The following is a 16,596-nucleotide window of genomic DNA, read 5'->3' as shown; positions in this document are numbered from 1 at the left end:
AGAAACCCGGCTTCAGGTAAACAAGGCGTATCGATCATTCGGCGGCCTGAAGTTTCGGCCGTGCCGGCGTGCTCGACAGGCGTTCGAGCAGCCTTTGGCGTTCGCCGGCGGCCTTTACGGCGCTGGCCTGTCGGACGTGGCCATAGCCGCGAATGAGGGCCGGCACCGACGCGAGGGCAATCGCCGCATCGACCCTGGCCGGCGCCAGCGATCTGGCGACGAGCTCCAGATCCGCTTCGTATTGCGCGAGAAGCTGCCGCTCCATGCGCCGCTCGGCGGTGTAGCCGAACAGGTCCAAGGCGGTGCCGCGCAGGCCCTTCATCGCCGCCAGCAGGCGAAATCCCTTCATCATCCAGGGACCGAAGCTCGACTTCCGCGGTTTGCCGTCATTGCCGCGGCGGCCCATGATCGGCGGCGCGAGATGGAATTCGAGTTTCTCGTAGCTCTGGAACTGCTTGCCCAGTTCGGCGGCGAAGGAGCCGTCGGTATAGAGCCGCGCCACCTCGTACTCGTCCTTGATCGCCATCAGCTTGAACAGGTTCTTGGCGGCGGCCTCCGACACCGCGGTCGAACCCGGCACGGCCTTGGCTTCGGCGGCGCGCAAGACGGCGAGCCTTTCGGCATAGCGCCTGCCGTAAGCCGCATTCTGATAGGCGGTCAGGAATGCGACGCGGCGGGCAATGATGTCGTCCAGCGTCTCGGCGACCGCCGCAGCCTCCCCTGTCTTGTCCGGCTGGGCGACAAGGCCGCGCACGAAATCCGGCTGATGGGCGGCACGGCGGCCCCAGCGGAAGGCGGCGATGTTCATCGCCACGGCTTGGCCATTGAGCTCGATCGCCTTCTCGACGGCCTCGGCCGACAGCGGCAGGCCGCCGTGCTGGAAGGCAAAGCCGAGCATGAACATGTTGGCGCCGAGCGAGTTGCCGAACAGCGCCGTGGCGGTGCGCGTGGCGTCGAAGAAATGCGCCTTGTCGTCGCCGGCGGCGGTCCGGATCGCCTTCTTCAGGCGCTCGACCGGCAACGAGAAATCGGCCGACCGGGCAAATTCGCCGGGCATGATCTCGGCGGTGTTGGCGAGAAATATGGTGTGGCCCTCGCGCACCGCGGTCAGCACCTTCTTGGCGCCCGACACGACGAGATCGCAGCCCAGCACGAGATCGGCCTTGCCGGCCGAGACGCGGATGGCATGGATGTCGTCGGGCGTGCGGGCAATGCGGACGTGGGTGAACACCGAGCCGCCCTTCTGGGCGAGACCGGCCATGTCGATCATGCCGCAGCCCTTGTCCTCGAGGTGGGCCGCCATGCCGAGCACCGCACCGACGGTGACGACGCCGGTGCCGCCGACGCCATCGATGATCGCCGCCCAGCCCTGCTCGCCAAGCGGAAATTCGGCTGGCGTCGGCACACCCTCGAGCGGGTCGGCCTTGCCGGCCGTGCCTTCGGCCTTGCGGATCTTGGCGCCGTGCACGGTGACGAAGGACGGGCAGAAGCCGTTGACGCAGGAGAAGTCCTTGTTGCAGCTCGACTGGTCGATCCTGCGCTTGCGGCCGAACTCGGTCTCGACCGGCTGGATCGAGACGCAGTTCGACTGCACGCCGCAATCGCCGCAGCCCTCGCAGACCAGTTCGTTGATGAAGACCCGCTTGTCGGGATCGGGAAAGGTGCCGCGCTTGCGGCGGCGGCGCTTTTCGGCGGCGCAGGTCTGGTCGTAGAGCAGCACCGATACGCCTTGGACGCCACGCAACTCGCGCTGGACGAGATCGAGGTCGTCGCGGTGATGGATGGTGGCGCCGGCCGGGAATTCGGCTTTGCCGGCATATTTATCCGGCTCATCGGTGACGATGGCGATGCGCGCGACACCTTCGGCCCGCACCTGCCTGGCGATCATGTCGACGGTCAGCCCGCCTTCGTGCGGCTGGCCGCCGGTCATGGCGACGGCGTCGTTGTAGAGGATCTTGTAGGTGATGTTGGCGTCGGTCGACAGCGCGAAGCGGATCGCCAGCGTGCCGGAATGGTTGTAGGTGCCGTCGCCGAGATTCTGGAAGATGTGGTCGCGCTTCGAGAACGGCGCCTGGCCGACCCATTGCGCGCCCTCGCCGCCCATCGCCGTGAAGCCAAGGGTGTTGCGGTCCATCCATAACGCCATGAAGTGGCAGCCGATGCCGGCAGCGGCGATCGAGCCGTCCGGCACCTTGGTCGAGGAATTGTGCGGGCAACCGGAACAGAAGAAGGGCGTGCGCGAGCCGATGTCGGTAGCATCCGCCAGCATCGCCTGGAACTGGCGCAGCTTTGCCACCCGCGCCGAAATTTCTTCCGACGGGCCGATGGTCCTGATGATCCTGTCGCCAAGCTCGATGGCGATCTCGTTGGGGTCGAGCGCGCCCTTGGCCGGGAACAGCCAGTCGCCGCGCTCGTCCTTCTTGCCGACGATGACCGGCTGCGTGGCGGTGCCGTAAAGGCTCTCGCGCAATTGCACCTCGATCAGCGAGCGCTTCTCCTCGACGACGACGATGGTGTCGAGGCCACGGGCAAAGTCAGCGATGTGATGCAGGTCGAGCGGCCAGGGGCAGCCGACCTTGAACAGCCGCACGCCGATGCGGTTGGCCGCAGCTTCGTCGATGCCGATGTCCTCCAGCGCCTGGCGGACATCGAGATAGCTCTTGCCCAGCGTGATGATGCCGAGCTTCGGGTTGCGGCCACCCGAATAGACGATGCGGTTCAGCCCGTTGGCATGGATGAAGGCGGAGGCCGCGGCGCGCTTGTGTTCATGCAGCCGCTCCTCCTGGCCGAGCATGTCGATCTCGTGGCGGATGTTGAGGCCGCCGGGCGGCATGTCGAATTCCGGCACGACGATGTTCAGCCGTTCGAGCGCGGCATCGACCGAAGCCGTCGATTCGATGTTGTCCTTGACACATTTGATCGCCGCCCAGGTGCCGGCAAAGCGCGACATGGCAAAGCCGTAGAGCCCGTAGTCGATGATCTCCTGGACGCCGGCCGGGTTGAGGATCGGCACCATGGTGTCGACGAACAGGAATTCGGTGGCGTGCGCATTGGTCGAGGATTCGGCCATGTGGTCGTCGCCCATCAGGGCCAGCACACCGCCATGCCTGGACGAGCCGGCGAGATTGGCATGGCGGAACACGTCTCCTGAACGATCGACGCCCGGCCCCTTGCCGTACCAGACCGAAAAAACGCCATCATGGGTGCCCTCGCCCAGCAGTTCCGTCTGTTGCGATCCCCAGCAAGCGGTGGCGGCAAGCTCCTCGTTGAGGCCGGGCTGGAAGACGATGTCGGCCTGGGCGAGCTGCTTCTTCGCCTTCCACAGCTGCATGTCGAGGCCGCCGAGCGGCGAGCCGCGATAGCCGGAGACGAATCCCGCCGTGTTGAGGCCGGCGCGACGGTCGCGCTCGCGCTGCATCAGAAGCATGCGGATGACCGCCTGCGCACCGGACAGGAAGACGCGCTCCTTCGAGAGGTCGAACTTGTCGTCGAGCGCGACATCATGCAGCGTCATCGGGCATTTCCTCTGCGGAGGCCGCGCGGGGCAGGCAGCCAACGTTCGGAGTCGGATGACGCATCCTTTCTCCCCTTGCAAGGCAGGTCAAACAAAATCGAAGGTACCAGGCAACGCGCAACGAACGGTCGTGGCCATCTCGAATCGGGTGCAAAACCGATCCGCGGACGTTGCCCGGCGCACGAAATTTCTGCGCGGCCGGATCTGGCGGCGATGCGTCAGATGCCCTTCGAGCAATCCGGCTTCGGTTCGCCCGGCAACTTGCCGTCAGGGTGGCCGACGAGATCGGGATTGGCCGTGTAGAGCTGGTCGATGACCAGCGGCCGGTCGGGCAGCACCGACTGGTCTTCCGTCGACATCAAGGTGGTGTCGATCTTCTGCAGGATCGCGCCGTCGGCACCTTTGATGCTGATGGCAATCGCATAGGGCTTGTTCTTGACGATGCAGGTCAGGGCCGGGCTCTCCAGGGTCACCTTGTCGAGCTTCGGCCAGACTTTCTGCTCGACCACCAAAGGCGCGCCGCCGGCGGGATCCTGGAAGCTGGCGACCGCTACCTGGCCGTCTCCCATCGGGCGCAGGGGCCGCAGCGTGACGACATAGGTCGCCCTGGCGAGACGGTAGTTGAAGACGAATATCTTGCCGGAAATCTCGAACAGCTTGCCGTCGTCGTTGCCGGTATCGCGGCAGGCGCCGAGCGCAATGGCGGCGATCAGGGCAGCGCCGACGACGATCGTACGGGAAAGACCTCTAAGCATCCTTGACCTCATTGGCCGCCATGCGGCGGCGGTAGTGACGACTCGCCTTCTGACGGTTGCCGCACACCGCCATGTCGCACCAAAGGCGGCTGGAATTGCGGCTTCTGTCGACGAATAGCCAGGTGCAGTTGGGACAGATCCGGAGCCTTGCGACGGTGTCGTCGCGCAGCAGCGACAGGGCGGAAACCGCCAGCGCCGCCTCGAAGGCGATCGGCGTCACCGGGTCGCCGAACGGCCTTCCCGGCGCACCGATCTCGGTCCGGCTGCCAGCCAGCCCCTCCGCGCAGGCCGTCAGGAACCCGGGCAGATCGGCGGTGGCGACCGCGCCGTTCGACACCGCGCCGCGAAACAGCCGGTCGGTCGCCTCGCGGATCGACAGCACGACGGGCGCGATCGCCACCGGCGACGATACCGCCAGTGGCCTGTCGCCCAGCTCGGTTGCGCGAAAGCCGCTCGCCGCATCGGCGAAGCGGGCGATCTCGGCCGGATCGTCGAAGCGATCGAAGGTTCGCTGCGGATCGCCGCGCAGCACCACGGTGTTCGCCGTGTCGAGGGCAAGCAGGCCGCCGGTGAAGCGGTGTGGGGTCCAGGATACCGTCATGTCAAAAATCTAACCGATAAATCGCATTTGACAAGTTAGATTCAGCGATGCAAACCTTCGCTGGGATGCGGTTCCCGCGGCCTTTTTTGAGCATGTCGTCGTCACGTCAGTCGCTTCGGCATGATCTGAGGTTTTGCATGCTCTATTTCTTCCAGCAGATGCTGAACGGCCTGCATTCGGGAGCGCTCTACGCTCTGCTCGCCTTCGGCTACGTGCTGACCAACGGAATCCTGCACCGCACCAATCTTGCCTATGGCGCGATGTTTGCCTTTTGCGGCCAGACGATGATCCTCACCGCGGCCTTCGGCTATCAGGTGCTGTGGCTGACGCTGCTTGCGGCGGTGGCACTCGGCATCGTCATGGCTTTCCTCTATGCCGCGCTGATCAGCCACGTCCTGTCGCGCAGCGTCTTCGAACCGTTGGCCGACCGCTCGCCCAATGCGATCGTGGTGACGACGCTCGGCATCCTGCTTTTGTTGTCGGAGGCAAGCCGCATCGCCGCCGACACCCATGATCTGTGGCTGCCGCCGATGCTGGCGCAGCCCGTCGTTTTCGCGCAGGATGCGAGCTTCAAGGCAACGCTGACCCTCATCCAGCTGATCGACTGCGCGGTGGTGCTGGCGGCGATCGCGCTGGCCGCCTGGGCATTTGCCCGATCGAGCTTCGGCCGGCGCTGGCGCGCCGTCTCCGACGATCCCAAGGCTGCCGCGATGTGCGGCGTCGACGTGCGCGCTGTGTTTCGGCATGCGGTGCTGTTCGGCGGTTTCTGCGCCGCGCTGGCAGGCGTCATGGCCGGCCTTTATTACGGCAATGTCAGTTTCGGCTCCGGCCTTGTCTACGGCTTGAAGATCCTGTTCGTGACGGCGGTCGGCGGCTATCTCTCGCCGCCGCGCGCGGCGCTGGGTGCGGCGGCCTTCGGCATGGCCGAATCATTGTGGGCCGGCTATTTCCCAGTCGAATGGCGCGACGCCTGGATGTATCTGTTCCTGGTCGCCACGCTGGTGCTGATCGGTGCAGGCCGCGACACCGGTAAAATTGCCTGAGGACATCAGACTTTGGTTGCATGACGCGGGGTAGATCCCCGGTACCCGGCACTGCCCTTCCGTGCGACGGCACTTTGCTGCCTCTATCCTTGTTGACCCGTCCGGCCACACACGGCATACCGTTGGGCCACGTGGCGTGACGGGACAAAGGGGGAGCCGGCACGCCTCCGACATCAGGGAGGAACGCATGGCAGGGCTTCTCGCTCTATCCAGGACCATTGATCGCGCGACCGAATTCATCGGCAAATGGGTGTCGTGGCTGATCCTGCTGGCGATCCTGGTCAGCGCCGCCAACGCCGTCATCCGCAAGGTCTTCGACGTATCCTCGAACGCGTGGCTCGAACTGCAGTGGTATCTATTCGGCGCCGCCTTCATGCTGGCGGCCGCCTATACGCTGAAGCAGAACGAACATATCCGCATCGACATCGTCTACGGCATGTTTTCGCGCCGCGTGCAGCACTGGATCGACCTTCTCGGCCACATCCTCTTCCTGATGCCGTTCGTGACGCTGATGGTGATCTATTTCGTTCCCTATGTGTCGCTGTCGTTTCGCAGCGGCGAGATGTCCAACAACTCCGGCGGGCTGATCATCTGGCCGGCCAAGGCCATCCTGCTCGTCGGCTTTTTCCTGCTCGCCCTGCAGGGCATCTCCGAGATCATCAAGAAGATCGCCATCATGCGCGGCGACATGGACGACCCCAATCCGTTCATATCGGCGCATGAGCAGGCCGAACTCGAAGCCAAGGCGTTGGCCGACGAGGTGCGCTCATGATGGAGTTCATCGCCCAGAACATGGCGCCGATCATGTTCGCCTCGCTGATCATCTTCCTGCTGATCGGCTACCCCGTCGCGTTTTCGCTGGCCGCCAACGGCCTGATGTTCTTCTTCATCGGCGTGCTCCTCTCGCCCTATTCCGGTGGATCGATCAATCTCGCCTGGCCGCTTCTGCACGCACTGCCGGATAATTTCTACGGCAGCCGGGTGATGTCGAACGACACGCTGCTTGCCATTCCGTTCTTCACCTTCATGGGTATCGTGCTTGAACGATCGGGCATGGCCGAAGACCTGCTCGACACGATCGGCCAGCTGTTCGGACCGATCCGCGGCGGCCTTGCCTATGCGGTGATCTTCGTCGGCGCGCTGCTGGCGGCAACCACCGGCGTGGTGGCGGCATCCGTCATTGCCATGGGCCTGATCTCGCTGCCGATCATGCTGCGCTACGGTTATGACCGCCGGCTGGCATCCGGTGTCATCGCGGCATCCGGCACGCTCGCCCAGATCATCCCGCCATCGCTGGTGCTGATCGTGCTGGCCGATCAGCTCGGCCGCTCGGTCGGCGACATGTATGCGGGCGCGCTGATCCCGGGCCTGGTGCTGACCGGCCTCTACGCGCTCTACATCCTGATCATGTCGATCGTCCGGCCGGCGTCGGTGCCGGCGCTGCCGTTGGAGGCCCGTACGCTCGGCCACGGCGTTCTGTCGCTGCTGGTGGCGTTGCTGGTCGCGCTGGCGATTTCCTACGCAGCGTATCGCTATCTCGCGCCGGCGCATGGCGACAATGCCGACATTCTCGGCGCCACTGCAGGCGTGCTGTTCATCTACGTCGTGGCAATTGCCGACAAACGCCTGAACTTCAACATGATGTCCAGGCTGGCGCAGCAGGTGATCATCGTGCTGATCCCGCCACTGGCGCTGATCTTCCTGGTGCTGGGCACCATCTTCCTCGGCATCGCCACCCCGACGGAGGGCGGCGCCATGGGTTCCGTCGGCGCCTTGATCATGGCGGCGGCAAAGGGGCGGCTGTCGCTGGACGTGGTCAAGCAGGCACTGACCTCGACGACGCGGCTGTCGTCCTTCGTCCTGTTCATCCTGATCGGCGCGCGGGTGTTCTCGCTCACCTTCTACGGCGTGAACGGCCACATCTGGGTCGAACACTTGCTGACCTCGCTGCCGGGCGGCGAAATCGGCTTCCTGATCGGCGTCAACCTCCTCGTCTTCTTCCTGGCCTTCTTCCTCGACTTCTTCGAACTCGCCTTCATCATCGTGCCACTGTTGGCACCGGCCGCCGACAAGCTCGGCATCGACCTGATCTGGTTCGGCGTGCTTCTGGGCGTCAACATGCAGACCAGCTTCATGCATCCGCCCTTCGGCTTCGCGCTGTTCTACCTGCGCTCGGTCGCCGCCCGCGTGCCCTATCTCGACCGCATCACCGGCAAAAAGATCGAACCGGTGACCACGGGACAGATCTATTGGGGCGCGGTGCCCTTCGTCTGCATCCAGGTGATCATGATCGGGCTGACCATCGCCTTCCCGCAAATGGTGATGCATTACAAGGGCACGGTGGTCGATCCCGGCACCATCGACTACAAGGTGCCGGAAGTGCCCGGCCTGTCGCCGCTCGCCGCACCGTCGGCCGACGGCGGCACAGTGCCGGCGGCTCCCGCCACCCCTGATCTGTCGCAACCGCCGAATTTCGGCGACACGCCGCCGGCCAAACCGGCGGCACCGCAGCCGGACCTGTCGCAGCCGCCAAGCTTCAACTGAACCGGCATGGCGACGATGATGAGAGCAGTGCGGCTGGAAGCGGTGGGCAGCATCGCCCTGCGCGAGGTCGACAAGCCCGACATCGACCCGGATGAGCTTCTGGTGCGCATCGAAGCCTGTGGCGTCTGTGGGACAGACCGGCATCTGTTCCACGGCGAGTTTCCGTGCACGCCGCCGGTGACGCCCGGCCATGAGTTCTCCGGCATCGTCGAGGCGATCGGAAAGTCCGTATCGGGCTTTGCCGTTGGCGACCGTGTCACCGGCGACCCCAACATCGCCTGCGGGCGTTGCGCGCACTGTCATGCCGGACGGGTCAACCTGTGCAGTAAACTGCGCGCCATCGGCATTCATCGCGATGGCGGCTTTGCCGAATATCTTGCCTTGCCGCAGAAGCAGGCTTTCATCCTGCCTGCCAGCCTGAAGCCGACGCATGGTGCCTTCTGCGAACCGCTCGGCTGTTGCCTGCATGGCGTGGACCTGGCCGAAATCAGACCAGGCAGCTCGGTGGCCGTGCTTGGCGGCGGCGTGATCGGCCTGCTCATCGTGCAGCTGGCGCGTCTGGCCGGGGCCACGACCATCATCCTGTCGACCAGGCAAGCCTCGCGGCGCGCGCTCGCCGAGGATCTCGGCGCCACGGCGACGGTCGATCCGACCGCCGCAGATGTCATCGATACCGTCGCCGGACCAGCGGGCCTGGCGCCAGGCGGTGTCGACGTCGTCTTCGAATGCGCGGGCGTGCGCGAGACCGTCGAGCAGTCGATGCGGCTGGCCCGCGCCGGCGGCACGGTCGTCATCGTCGGCGTGACGCCGCAAGGCATGAAAGCGGAATTCGAGCCTTTCGACCTTTTGTTCCGGGAATTGAAGGTGCTCGGCTCCTTCCTCAATCCCTACACGCATCGCCGCGCCGCCGAGCTCATTGCATCGGGCGCAATCGAGATCGACCGGCTGATCTCCAGGCAGGTGGCGCTCGAAGACGCGGCGGCGGTGATCGCCAATCCGCCGGCGCCGGGCGAGGTCAAGGTGCTGGTGGTGCCGCATCCGGGCTGAGCCGCCACGGCCGTCGCTTGGCCTTGCGCGCTTGCCGGCAACCCATCGATCGGCTATTGGGTTCGCGCCGAAAAAGACATGACCGGTTCGGTAGTCCGGTCTCTTCCGTTTTGAACGGAGGCCTGTTCACCGCATGATTTGCGGGAGAACCCGCGGCCGGCAAGCGAGGTGAAAGTCCGCGAGCCGGTTGGGTCATGTCCGGATTTCCAGATGCCACGCCCCGACGGTTCACGGTCTGCAGCCAAGCCTGTCCGCATTTCAACCCGCGACAGGACAAAGACCATGAAACTGAACCATGCCAATCTCATTACATCAGAAGTCGCAGCTCTTGCCGGCTTTTTCACCAGCCATTTCGGCTTCGAGCTTGTCGCCATGCGCGGCAAGGAGGCCTTCGCGGTCTTGCGCGGCACCGACGGTTTTTCCCTCAACCTGATGATGCCGGGCAAGGGAGACCCCGCCACCTATCCCGACGGTTTTCACGTCGGCTTCTTCGTGGGCAAATCGGACATTGTGCATGCAAAGCAGGCCGAGCTTGCCGATGCGGGCCTCGCGCCGGGCGAGGTTCAGGAGCTGATGCGCGGCGGCGTCAATTCGACCACCTTCTACTGCCGTGCGCCCGGCGGAATCCTAGTCGAGGTCAGCTCCTCGCCAGCCTGAAATGAAAAACCCCGGGCGAGCAGGCCCGGGGTCTTTCCAAGGGTGGCAATGCGCGGTCTACAGCTTGCCGTTGCGCTGCTGGACCATCATGAAGGTGTCGTAGTTGTATTCGGCCACCTGCGCCCAGAGATAGTGCTCCTTGCGGAAGCCCTTGATCGAATCCCAAATCTTCTTGAACGGCGCGTTGGAGGCTTCCATTTCGGCATAGACCTCGTTCGCCTTTTCGAAGCAGGCGGCCATGATGTCCTGGCTGAACGGGCGCAGCTTCGCTCCACCGGCCACCAGCCGCTTGACCGCCGCAGGGTTCAGATAATCGTATTTCTGCAGCATGTTGGCGTCGGCAGCCTGGGCGGCGGTATGCAGCAGCGACTTGTAGGCCGGCGAGAGCTCGTCGTATTTCGCCTTGTTGAACATCAGATGGACGGTCGGGCCGCCTTCCCACCAGCCGGGGTAGTAGTAATAGGGCGCGACCTTGTAGAAGCCGAGCTTCTCGTCGTCATACGGGCCGACCCATTCGGCGGCGTCGATGGTGCCTTTTTCCAGCGCCGGATAGATATCGCCGCCGGCGATCTGCTGCGGCACGACGCCGAGCTTCTGCACCACCTTGCCGGCAAACCCGCCGATGCGCATCTTGAGGCCGGACATGTCGGCGACCGTGTTGATCTCCTTGCGGAACCAGCCACCCATCTGCACGCCGGTGTTGCCGCCCGGCAGGCCGAAAAGGCCCTGCGTGGCGAGAAACTCGTTGAACAGGTCGATGCCGCCGCCATGGTAGTGCCAGGCATTCATGCCGCGCGCGTTGAGCGAAAAGGGAACCGCCGCACCGAGCGCCCATGTCGGGTCCTTGCCCCAGTAATAATATGCCACCGTGTGGCAGGCCTCGACCGTGCCGGCCGTGGTGGCGTCGGCGGCCTGCAGGCCGGGCACGAGTTCACCGGCGGCGAAGACCTGGACCTGGAAGTTGCCGTCGGTGGCTTCCGACAGCATCTTGGAAAACACCTCGGCGCCGCCATAGATGGTGTCGAGCGACTTCGGGAAGGACGACGCGAGCCGCCATGTCACCTTGGGATTGGACTGGGCTATTGCCGGCGCCGCCAGCGTGGCCGCCGCCGCCGCGACACCGACGCCTGTAACACCAGCCTTGCGAATGAATGAACGACGATCCATGAAGCTCCTCCCTTTTGGACCCAGACCGATGTTCGGGAAATCCTCGATTCCCGTATCGGTTCGCGCGAAACAATACACGGGCAAGAAGTCGAGTCCAGCGCCGCGGCGCGATTTGACGGCGAAGCCCAGCTGCCCTGCAACTATAGTCTAACGGACGATTGCGTGGCCCATGCGACACGCTGAAACTTGCCATGGAAAAATACTGGCGGATCGCCTATTTTGTGGGCAGGAACCCCTTGCCCACATGGAAACCAGAGCCAAAATGCATCAGCCGCTCGTCGCCATATCGACCGACGTCCGTCAGTTCGACAACTACACCTGGCATGCCGCCCCGCAGCAATATCTGGAGGCTGCGATTGTCGGCGCCGGTGTGTTCCCGGTGCTGGTGCCATCGTTCGGCGACCGGCTCGACTTCGATGAACTCCTGTCGTCGGTCGACGGCGTCATGGTCACCGGCTCGAAATCCAATGTGCACCCCTCGCGCTATGGCGGCGACGCCAGCGAGGCCAATGGCCCCTATGACCAGGCGCGCGACGCCACCATGCTGCCGCTGATCCGCAGGGCGATCGAGCGCGGCGTGCCGCTGCTCGCCATCTGCCGCGGCATCCAGGAGATGAACGTGGCGCTGGGCGGCACGCTGGGCACCGAGATCCAGGAGCGCGAGGGTTCGTTCGATCACCGCGCGCCGGTGAGCGACGATCAGGACGAACGCTTCGCCATCCACCAGACCGTTTCGATCAAGCCAGGCAGCTGCCTGGCCGGCGTGTTCGGCGCCGGCGACATCAAGGTCAATTCGTTGCACCGCCAGGCGATCGACCGGCTCGGCTCGAAACTGCAGATCGAGGCGGTCGCCGGCGACGGCACGGTCGAGGCGGTTTCGGTGCGCGACTCACGCGCCTTCGCCGTCGGCGTGCAATGGCATCCGGAATATTGGGTGAAGTCGGACAGCAACTCGGTCAAGATTTTCCGTGCCTTCGGCGATGCCGTGCGGCTGCACGCCGCGGCGAAAGCCGGTGTGCGCGCCGCAGCCGAGTAATCAGTCAGCAGGCTTCCCGTCACCGGCGGCCGCCAGCGACAGCAATGGCGCGGCCGGGGCATAGGATTCGTAACCGTCACCATCCGCGACAGCGAAGGTGACGATCGGATCGACACCATTGGCGCTGAAGGTGACAGTGCCATCCTGTTTTTCGCGCCAGAACTTTGCTCGCTCGATGCCGGGCAGCAGCCGGCGGCAGTTCGGCGCCACCGTCAACAGCGACAGGTCGTCCGAAACCGAAGCACCGCGCGTGACCGCGCAGTTGCCTTCGTCGCCATTGGCCACCAGCCTGAAGCTGTTGGACGGCGCGACCTCATCGGCGGCACTTTCCCAACTGCCGTCATGAAGCAGCTGAAAGCCGCCAAACAGCGCGGCGGCGGCGATCACCAGGGAAAGCGTTTTCATCATTCTTCATTCCCGAACACGGACAGGATGAAGAATGATTTCGAAGGGTTAAGCGGGCGTTAATAAGTGTGGCGACCTGCCACTCTATCGGGACGGAAAAGCGCTTCACACTTCCCTGGAATTGCCGCTTCTTCTTGGCGCAATTCCGGACGGAAAACCGTTTCACACTTTTCCTGGAATTGCTTTGGCCTTCACATTCACCGTCTCCGGCACCGGCGTCAGCGGCCGCCGCCCGGTGAACCAGGAGACCAGATTGTCGACGCACAGATCCGCCATGGCGCGGCGTGTATGGTCCGAGGCCGAGCCGACATGCGGCAACAGCGAGGCGTTCGGCGCGTCGAGCAGCGCCTTGGGCACGTTCGGCTCGTCGGCGAAGACATCAAGCCCGGCAGCGGCGATGGTGCCGTTGGCAAGCGCTGCCGCGAGCGCGGCCTCGTCGACCGTGCTGCCGCGACCGATGTTGACGAACACGCCGTTGGCGCCAAGTGCCGACAGGATTTCGGCATTGACCGCCCTCTCCGTCGAGGCACCGCCTGGCGCCACCGAAATCAGCGTATCGACCGCTTCGGCGAGACCTTTCAGCGTCGGATGGTACTGATAGCCCAGGCCTTCGACCTGGCGCCGGTTGTGATAGGCGACCGGCAGGCCAAAAGCCTCCAGCCGACGGGCAATGGCTTTTCCGATGCGGCCCATGCCGAAAATGCCGACGCGGCGCCCGCGCAGGGTCAGCCGGCTCAGCGGATAGTTGCCCTTGCGCACCCAGCTGCCGTCACGCAGCCATCTCTCGGCGTTGTACAACTCGCGCACGGTGTTGATCAAAAGGCCGATCGCGGTGTCGGCGACCTCCTCGGTCAGCACGTCGGGCGTGTTGGTGACCATGATGTTTTTCGCCGCCGCATGGCCGACATCGACCGAATCATAGCCAACGCCGAAGGAGGCGACGAGTTCGAGATTGGGCAATGCATCCATCATCGCCGCATTGATGCCGGCGAACGAAGCGATGGCGCGCACGTTGCTGCGCATCTCGTCGGTGACCAGCGTCGGATCGGCACGTTCGATTTTGATCCGCCTGAAAGTGTGTTCGATGCGGTCGACCGCATGATCATTGAAATCGCCCGGCACCAGTATGGCGACGGTCTGCAAGTGTTCGGCCTTGGTCATGCACGCTCCACAGGCTTGCCGGTCGACTGGCGCACGTGCAGTTCCGGCTTGATCAATTCCTGCGAGGGCCGCACCGTCTGTCCGTTGAGCTTGTCCAGCAGCGCGCTGGCGGCGCGGCGGCCAACCTCGCGCTGGCCATTCCAGACTGTGGTGAGCGCCGGTGTTGCGATTGCCGCCTCCTCGAGATCGTCATAGCCGGTGACCGAAATGTCGGTGCCCGGCACCAGGCCGGCACGGGCAATGCCGTTCATCAGGCCGATGGCGACCAGATCATTCCAGCAGCAGGCGGCGGTCGGCTTGTCTTTCAGCGCCAAAAACTGTCCAGCCGCCTCGAATCCGCCCTGCTTCGTGCGCGGCCCGGCAATGCGCCAGGACGGCCTGACCTCAAGCCCGGCAGCCTCCATGGCGTTGACGTAACCCTGGTAGCGATCGCGGCCGGTCGAGGTCTGGTCGGTGCCGCCGATCATGGCGATGCGCTTGTGGCCGAGCGAAATCAGATGGTTGGTGGCGAGCCCGGTGCCATAGGCATCGTCGCCGCGAAACACCGGCACGTCGGCGCCCTCGACGGTGCGCGCGATCAGCACCGCCGGCAGCCCGTTCTCCTCGGCCATCAGGATGTCGGAAGCCGGTGTGCCGATGGCCGGCGACATGATGACGCCGTCGGCGCCGAGCTGCAAAAGCGTGTCGATGAAGGTCCGCTGCTTCTCGAGCTGGTCGTAGTGGTTGGACAGGATGAAGGTCTGCCGGCTGCGGTCGAGCTCGCTTTCGATCGAGCGCAGGATCTCGGCGAAGAACGGGTTCATGATGTCGTGGACGACGACACCGACAATGCCCGAACGCGAGGTGCGCAGGCTGGCGGCGCGGCGGTTGTAGATATAGCCGATGGCGCGCGCATGTTCCTTGATGCGGTCGCGGGTGGCGCCGGCGACCAGCGGGCTGTCGCGCAGCGCCAGCGACACCGTGGCCGTCGACACGCCGAGCGCGTCCGCGATCGTCGATAGCTTGATCTTCTGTGCCAGCGACCTGTGCTCCCCGACCGGCTTCAACCCTTATGCATGTCGTTGTCCCGAAACCGGTTCCCACTTTTGGGGCGACATGCATTAAACAGTTTAAAGGCGGCGTTATGCCACCGATCGAGGGCAAATCAAAGTTTTTTTGCCAGAGCTTCCGCCTCGACATCCGAGGCCGCACGGCTCTGCAGCCGAAGCTGGTGCTCGCGATGGACGATGTAGAGGCCGCTGGCGACGATGATTGCGGCTCCGACCAGTGTCCAGCGGTCGGGAAACTGCTTGAAGACGATCCAGCCGGAAATGATCATCCACACCATCTGTGAATAGGGGTATGGCGCCAATGCCGTGGTCGTCGCCAGTCGGTAGGCCTGGACCAGCAGCCAGTGACCGACGCCGCCGAACACGCCGAGCATGAGCAGGACGAACCAGTGCCAGCCGTCATGCGGCAGGGAGAACGAAAACGGCAGCAAGGGCAAAAGCAGCACCGCCGGCGCCAGCGCCGCAAACAGGATGAGGCTTTCCGACGTCTCGCTCGCCGACATGCGGCGCGTCATGATGACGTAGAAGCAGTTCGACAACATCGAGCCGAGCGCGAAGAGATGCCCGATGCCGAAGACACCGACGCCTGGCCGGGTGATGATCAGAACCCCGGCGAAGGCAGCCAGGATCGCCAGCCAGCGCCGCCAGCCGGCCCATTCGCCAAGCAACGGTCCGGCGAGCGCCGTGATCACCATCGGCCCGAAGAAATAGATCGAGGTGGTCTCGGCCAGTTGCAGGGACCTGAGCGCCAGGATGTTGAACATGGTCGATCCGAACAGGAACAGGCCGCGCAGGACATGTGCCGGCAGGTTGACTGGGCGAAACCGCACCGGTTGGCGCCAGCCGCGCAAAAGCGTGCCGACCAGCACGACATGCACGGCAAAGCGCACCCAGGCGACGATCAGTACGGATACGCCGGCAAGGACGAGATATTTGCTTGAGGTGTCGAGGAAGGTGAAGAAGACGTAGGTGGAAAGCATGCAGAGAATCGCCACCGGGGGCGTCGCGCTTTCTGGATGTCGTTGGGGAGCACTCACTTGCAGGCCGGGTGGGAAGCTGGGCTGGAGCCCACCTTTGCGGGAAATGCCGCTTGCCGGCAAGCCAATTGTCGCCGGCCGCCACGCCAAAGCCGGCTGGCATAACAACAGCCGCCGGCAGGCTTAGTCCATGCTCCTGGATGCTAGGCGTGCATGCGGGCACCCTTGGTGATCTTGTCGACCACCTTCTTTTCGGCGCGAAGCGCGATACCGACCACCTTGGCGTCTTCAGGCGCGAATTCGGCGAAGACGGCGCGGTTGGCCGCATCAAAGCCGGTCGAAAACATCTCCTCGACATAGAGCGAAGTCGTCACGCCGCGCTCCAGCGTGCGCCGGTGGATCGTGCCCAGCATTGCTTGGTCGGTGGACAGCACGATGACCGGCTGGACCGACAGCGGATTGTAGAGATTGCCGGCGCGATCGCGATAAGGTTCGCCGATGATGTCTGGAGACTGGGCGACGATGCCGCTGGTGAGGAAGGCGGTGACATTGAGTTTCTGCCAGACCGGCAGATCCTCCCTGAGCACGATTGCAAATTTCGTATCGAACATGAGAAAATAGCCCATTCGAGGTTGCGCCC

Annotated in this window: 15 protein-coding genes; 6 read left to right on the top strand and 9 right to left on the bottom strand. The window is 64.3% G+C overall.

Annotated elements, in window-relative coordinates:
• Window positions 1-34: 34 nt before the first annotated feature.
• From ACFSQT_RS24595 to ACFSQT_RS24585, 3 genes are all read right to left on the bottom strand, one after another.
• Window positions 35-3,514 carry an indolepyruvate ferredoxin oxidoreductase family protein gene (locus tag ACFSQT_RS24595; RefSeq protein WP_379023007.1) on the bottom strand — a complete coding sequence of 1,160 codons (3,480 nt, stop codon included), beginning with the start codon at window positions 3,512-3,514 and terminating at the stop codon, window positions 35-37.
• Between the two features lie 218 nt (window positions 3,515-3,732).
• Window positions 3,733-4,269, bottom strand: a complete 537-nt coding sequence (locus ACFSQT_RS24590; protein WP_379023005.1) for a hypothetical protein — start codon at window positions 4,267-4,269, stop codon at window positions 3,733-3,735.
• Window positions 4,262-4,870, bottom strand: a complete 609-nt coding sequence (locus tag ACFSQT_RS24585; protein ID WP_379023003.1) for a CGNR zinc finger domain-containing protein — start codon at window positions 4,868-4,870, stop codon at window positions 4,262-4,264. Before ACFSQT_RS24585 ends, ACFSQT_RS24590 begins: the two co-directional genes overlap by 8 nt.
• 137 nt (window positions 4,871-5,007) lie before the next feature.
• Between ACFSQT_RS24585 and ACFSQT_RS24580 the strand changes: the two genes are divergently transcribed.
• From ACFSQT_RS24580 to ACFSQT_RS24560, 5 genes are all read left to right on the top strand, one after another.
• Entirely contained in the window at window positions 5,008-5,913 is a 906-nt protein-coding gene (locus ACFSQT_RS24580; protein ID WP_379023001.1) for a branched-chain amino acid ABC transporter permease, read from the top strand.
• A gap of 187 nt (window positions 5,914-6,100) precedes the next feature.
• Window positions 6,101-6,685 (top strand): TRAP transporter small permease subunit, encoded by a 585-nt coding sequence (locus tag ACFSQT_RS24575; protein WP_379022999.1) that lies wholly within the window; start codon window positions 6,101-6,103, stop codon window positions 6,683-6,685.
• On the top strand, window positions 6,682-8,457 hold the full coding sequence (locus tag ACFSQT_RS24570; protein ID WP_379022997.1) for a TRAP transporter large permease: 1,776 nt from the start codon (window positions 6,682-6,684) through the stop codon (window positions 8,455-8,457). The genes ACFSQT_RS24575 and ACFSQT_RS24570 overlap by 4 nt, the downstream gene beginning before the upstream one ends.
• An 18-nt stretch (window positions 8,458-8,475) precedes the next feature.
• On the top strand, window positions 8,476-9,504 hold the full coding sequence (locus ACFSQT_RS24565) for a zinc-dependent alcohol dehydrogenase family protein (RefSeq protein WP_379023187.1): 1,029 nt from the start codon (window positions 8,476-8,478) through the stop codon (window positions 9,502-9,504).
• Between the two features lie 282 nt (window positions 9,505-9,786).
• Window positions 9,787-10,161, top strand: a complete 375-nt coding sequence (locus tag ACFSQT_RS24560) for a VOC family protein (RefSeq protein ID WP_379022995.1) — start codon at window positions 9,787-9,789, stop codon at window positions 10,159-10,161.
• A 57-nt stretch (window positions 10,162-10,218) separates the two neighbouring features.
• Here ACFSQT_RS24560 and ACFSQT_RS24555 read toward each other — a convergent pair whose 3' ends face one another.
• The gene (locus ACFSQT_RS24555) at window positions 10,219-11,328 is read right to left on the bottom strand and encodes a TRAP transporter substrate-binding protein (RefSeq protein ID WP_379022993.1); all 1,110 of its coding nucleotides are present in this window, start codon (window positions 11,326-11,328) and stop codon (window positions 10,219-10,221) included.
• 244 nt (window positions 11,329-11,572) lie between these two features.
• On the opposite strand from ACFSQT_RS24555, the gene ACFSQT_RS24550 reads away from it, so the two are divergent.
• Entirely contained in the window at window positions 11,573-12,364 is a 792-nt protein-coding gene (locus tag ACFSQT_RS24550) for a gamma-glutamyl-gamma-aminobutyrate hydrolase family protein (protein WP_379022991.1), read from the top strand.
• On the opposite strand, the gene ACFSQT_RS24545 is transcribed toward ACFSQT_RS24550, so the two are convergent.
• The 5 genes from ACFSQT_RS24545 to ACFSQT_RS24525 all read right to left on the bottom strand — a co-directional run bounded on the left by ACFSQT_RS24545 (window position 12,365) and on the right by ACFSQT_RS24525 (window position 16,567).
• Window positions 12,365-12,769 carry a hypothetical protein gene (locus tag ACFSQT_RS24545; protein WP_379022989.1) on the bottom strand — a complete coding sequence of 135 codons (405 nt, stop codon included), beginning with the start codon at window positions 12,767-12,769 and terminating at the stop codon, window positions 12,365-12,367.
• Window positions 12,770-12,931: 162 nt separating this feature from the next.
• On the bottom strand, window positions 12,932-13,930 hold the full coding sequence (locus tag ACFSQT_RS24540) for a 2-hydroxyacid dehydrogenase (RefSeq protein ID WP_379022987.1): 999 nt from the start codon (window positions 13,928-13,930) through the stop codon (window positions 12,932-12,934).
• Window positions 13,927-14,949: a LacI family DNA-binding transcriptional regulator gene (locus tag ACFSQT_RS24535; RefSeq protein ID WP_379023185.1), complete on the bottom strand. Its 1,023-nt coding sequence runs from the start codon at window positions 14,947-14,949 to the stop codon at window positions 13,927-13,929. The genes ACFSQT_RS24540 and ACFSQT_RS24535 overlap by 4 nt, the downstream gene beginning before the upstream one ends.
• Before the next feature lie 125 nt (window positions 14,950-15,074).
• On the bottom strand, window positions 15,075-15,959 hold the full coding sequence (locus ACFSQT_RS24530; RefSeq protein WP_379022985.1) for a DMT family transporter: 885 nt from the start codon (window positions 15,957-15,959) through the stop codon (window positions 15,075-15,077).
• A 200-nt stretch (window positions 15,960-16,159) separates the two neighbouring features.
• The gene (locus ACFSQT_RS24525; protein WP_379022983.1) at window positions 16,160-16,567 is read right to left on the bottom strand and encodes a DUF2000 family protein; all 408 of its coding nucleotides are present in this window, start codon (window positions 16,565-16,567) and stop codon (window positions 16,160-16,162) included.
• Window positions 16,568-16,596: the final 29 nt, after the last annotated feature.

Source organism: Mesorhizobium calcicola, assembly GCF_042682105.1.
In the GTDB taxonomy this organism is placed as follows: Bacteria; Pseudomonadota; Alphaproteobacteria; order Rhizobiales; family Rhizobiaceae; genus Mesorhizobium; species Mesorhizobium calcicola.
This window is presented reverse-complemented; position numbering and strand designations above follow the sequence as displayed.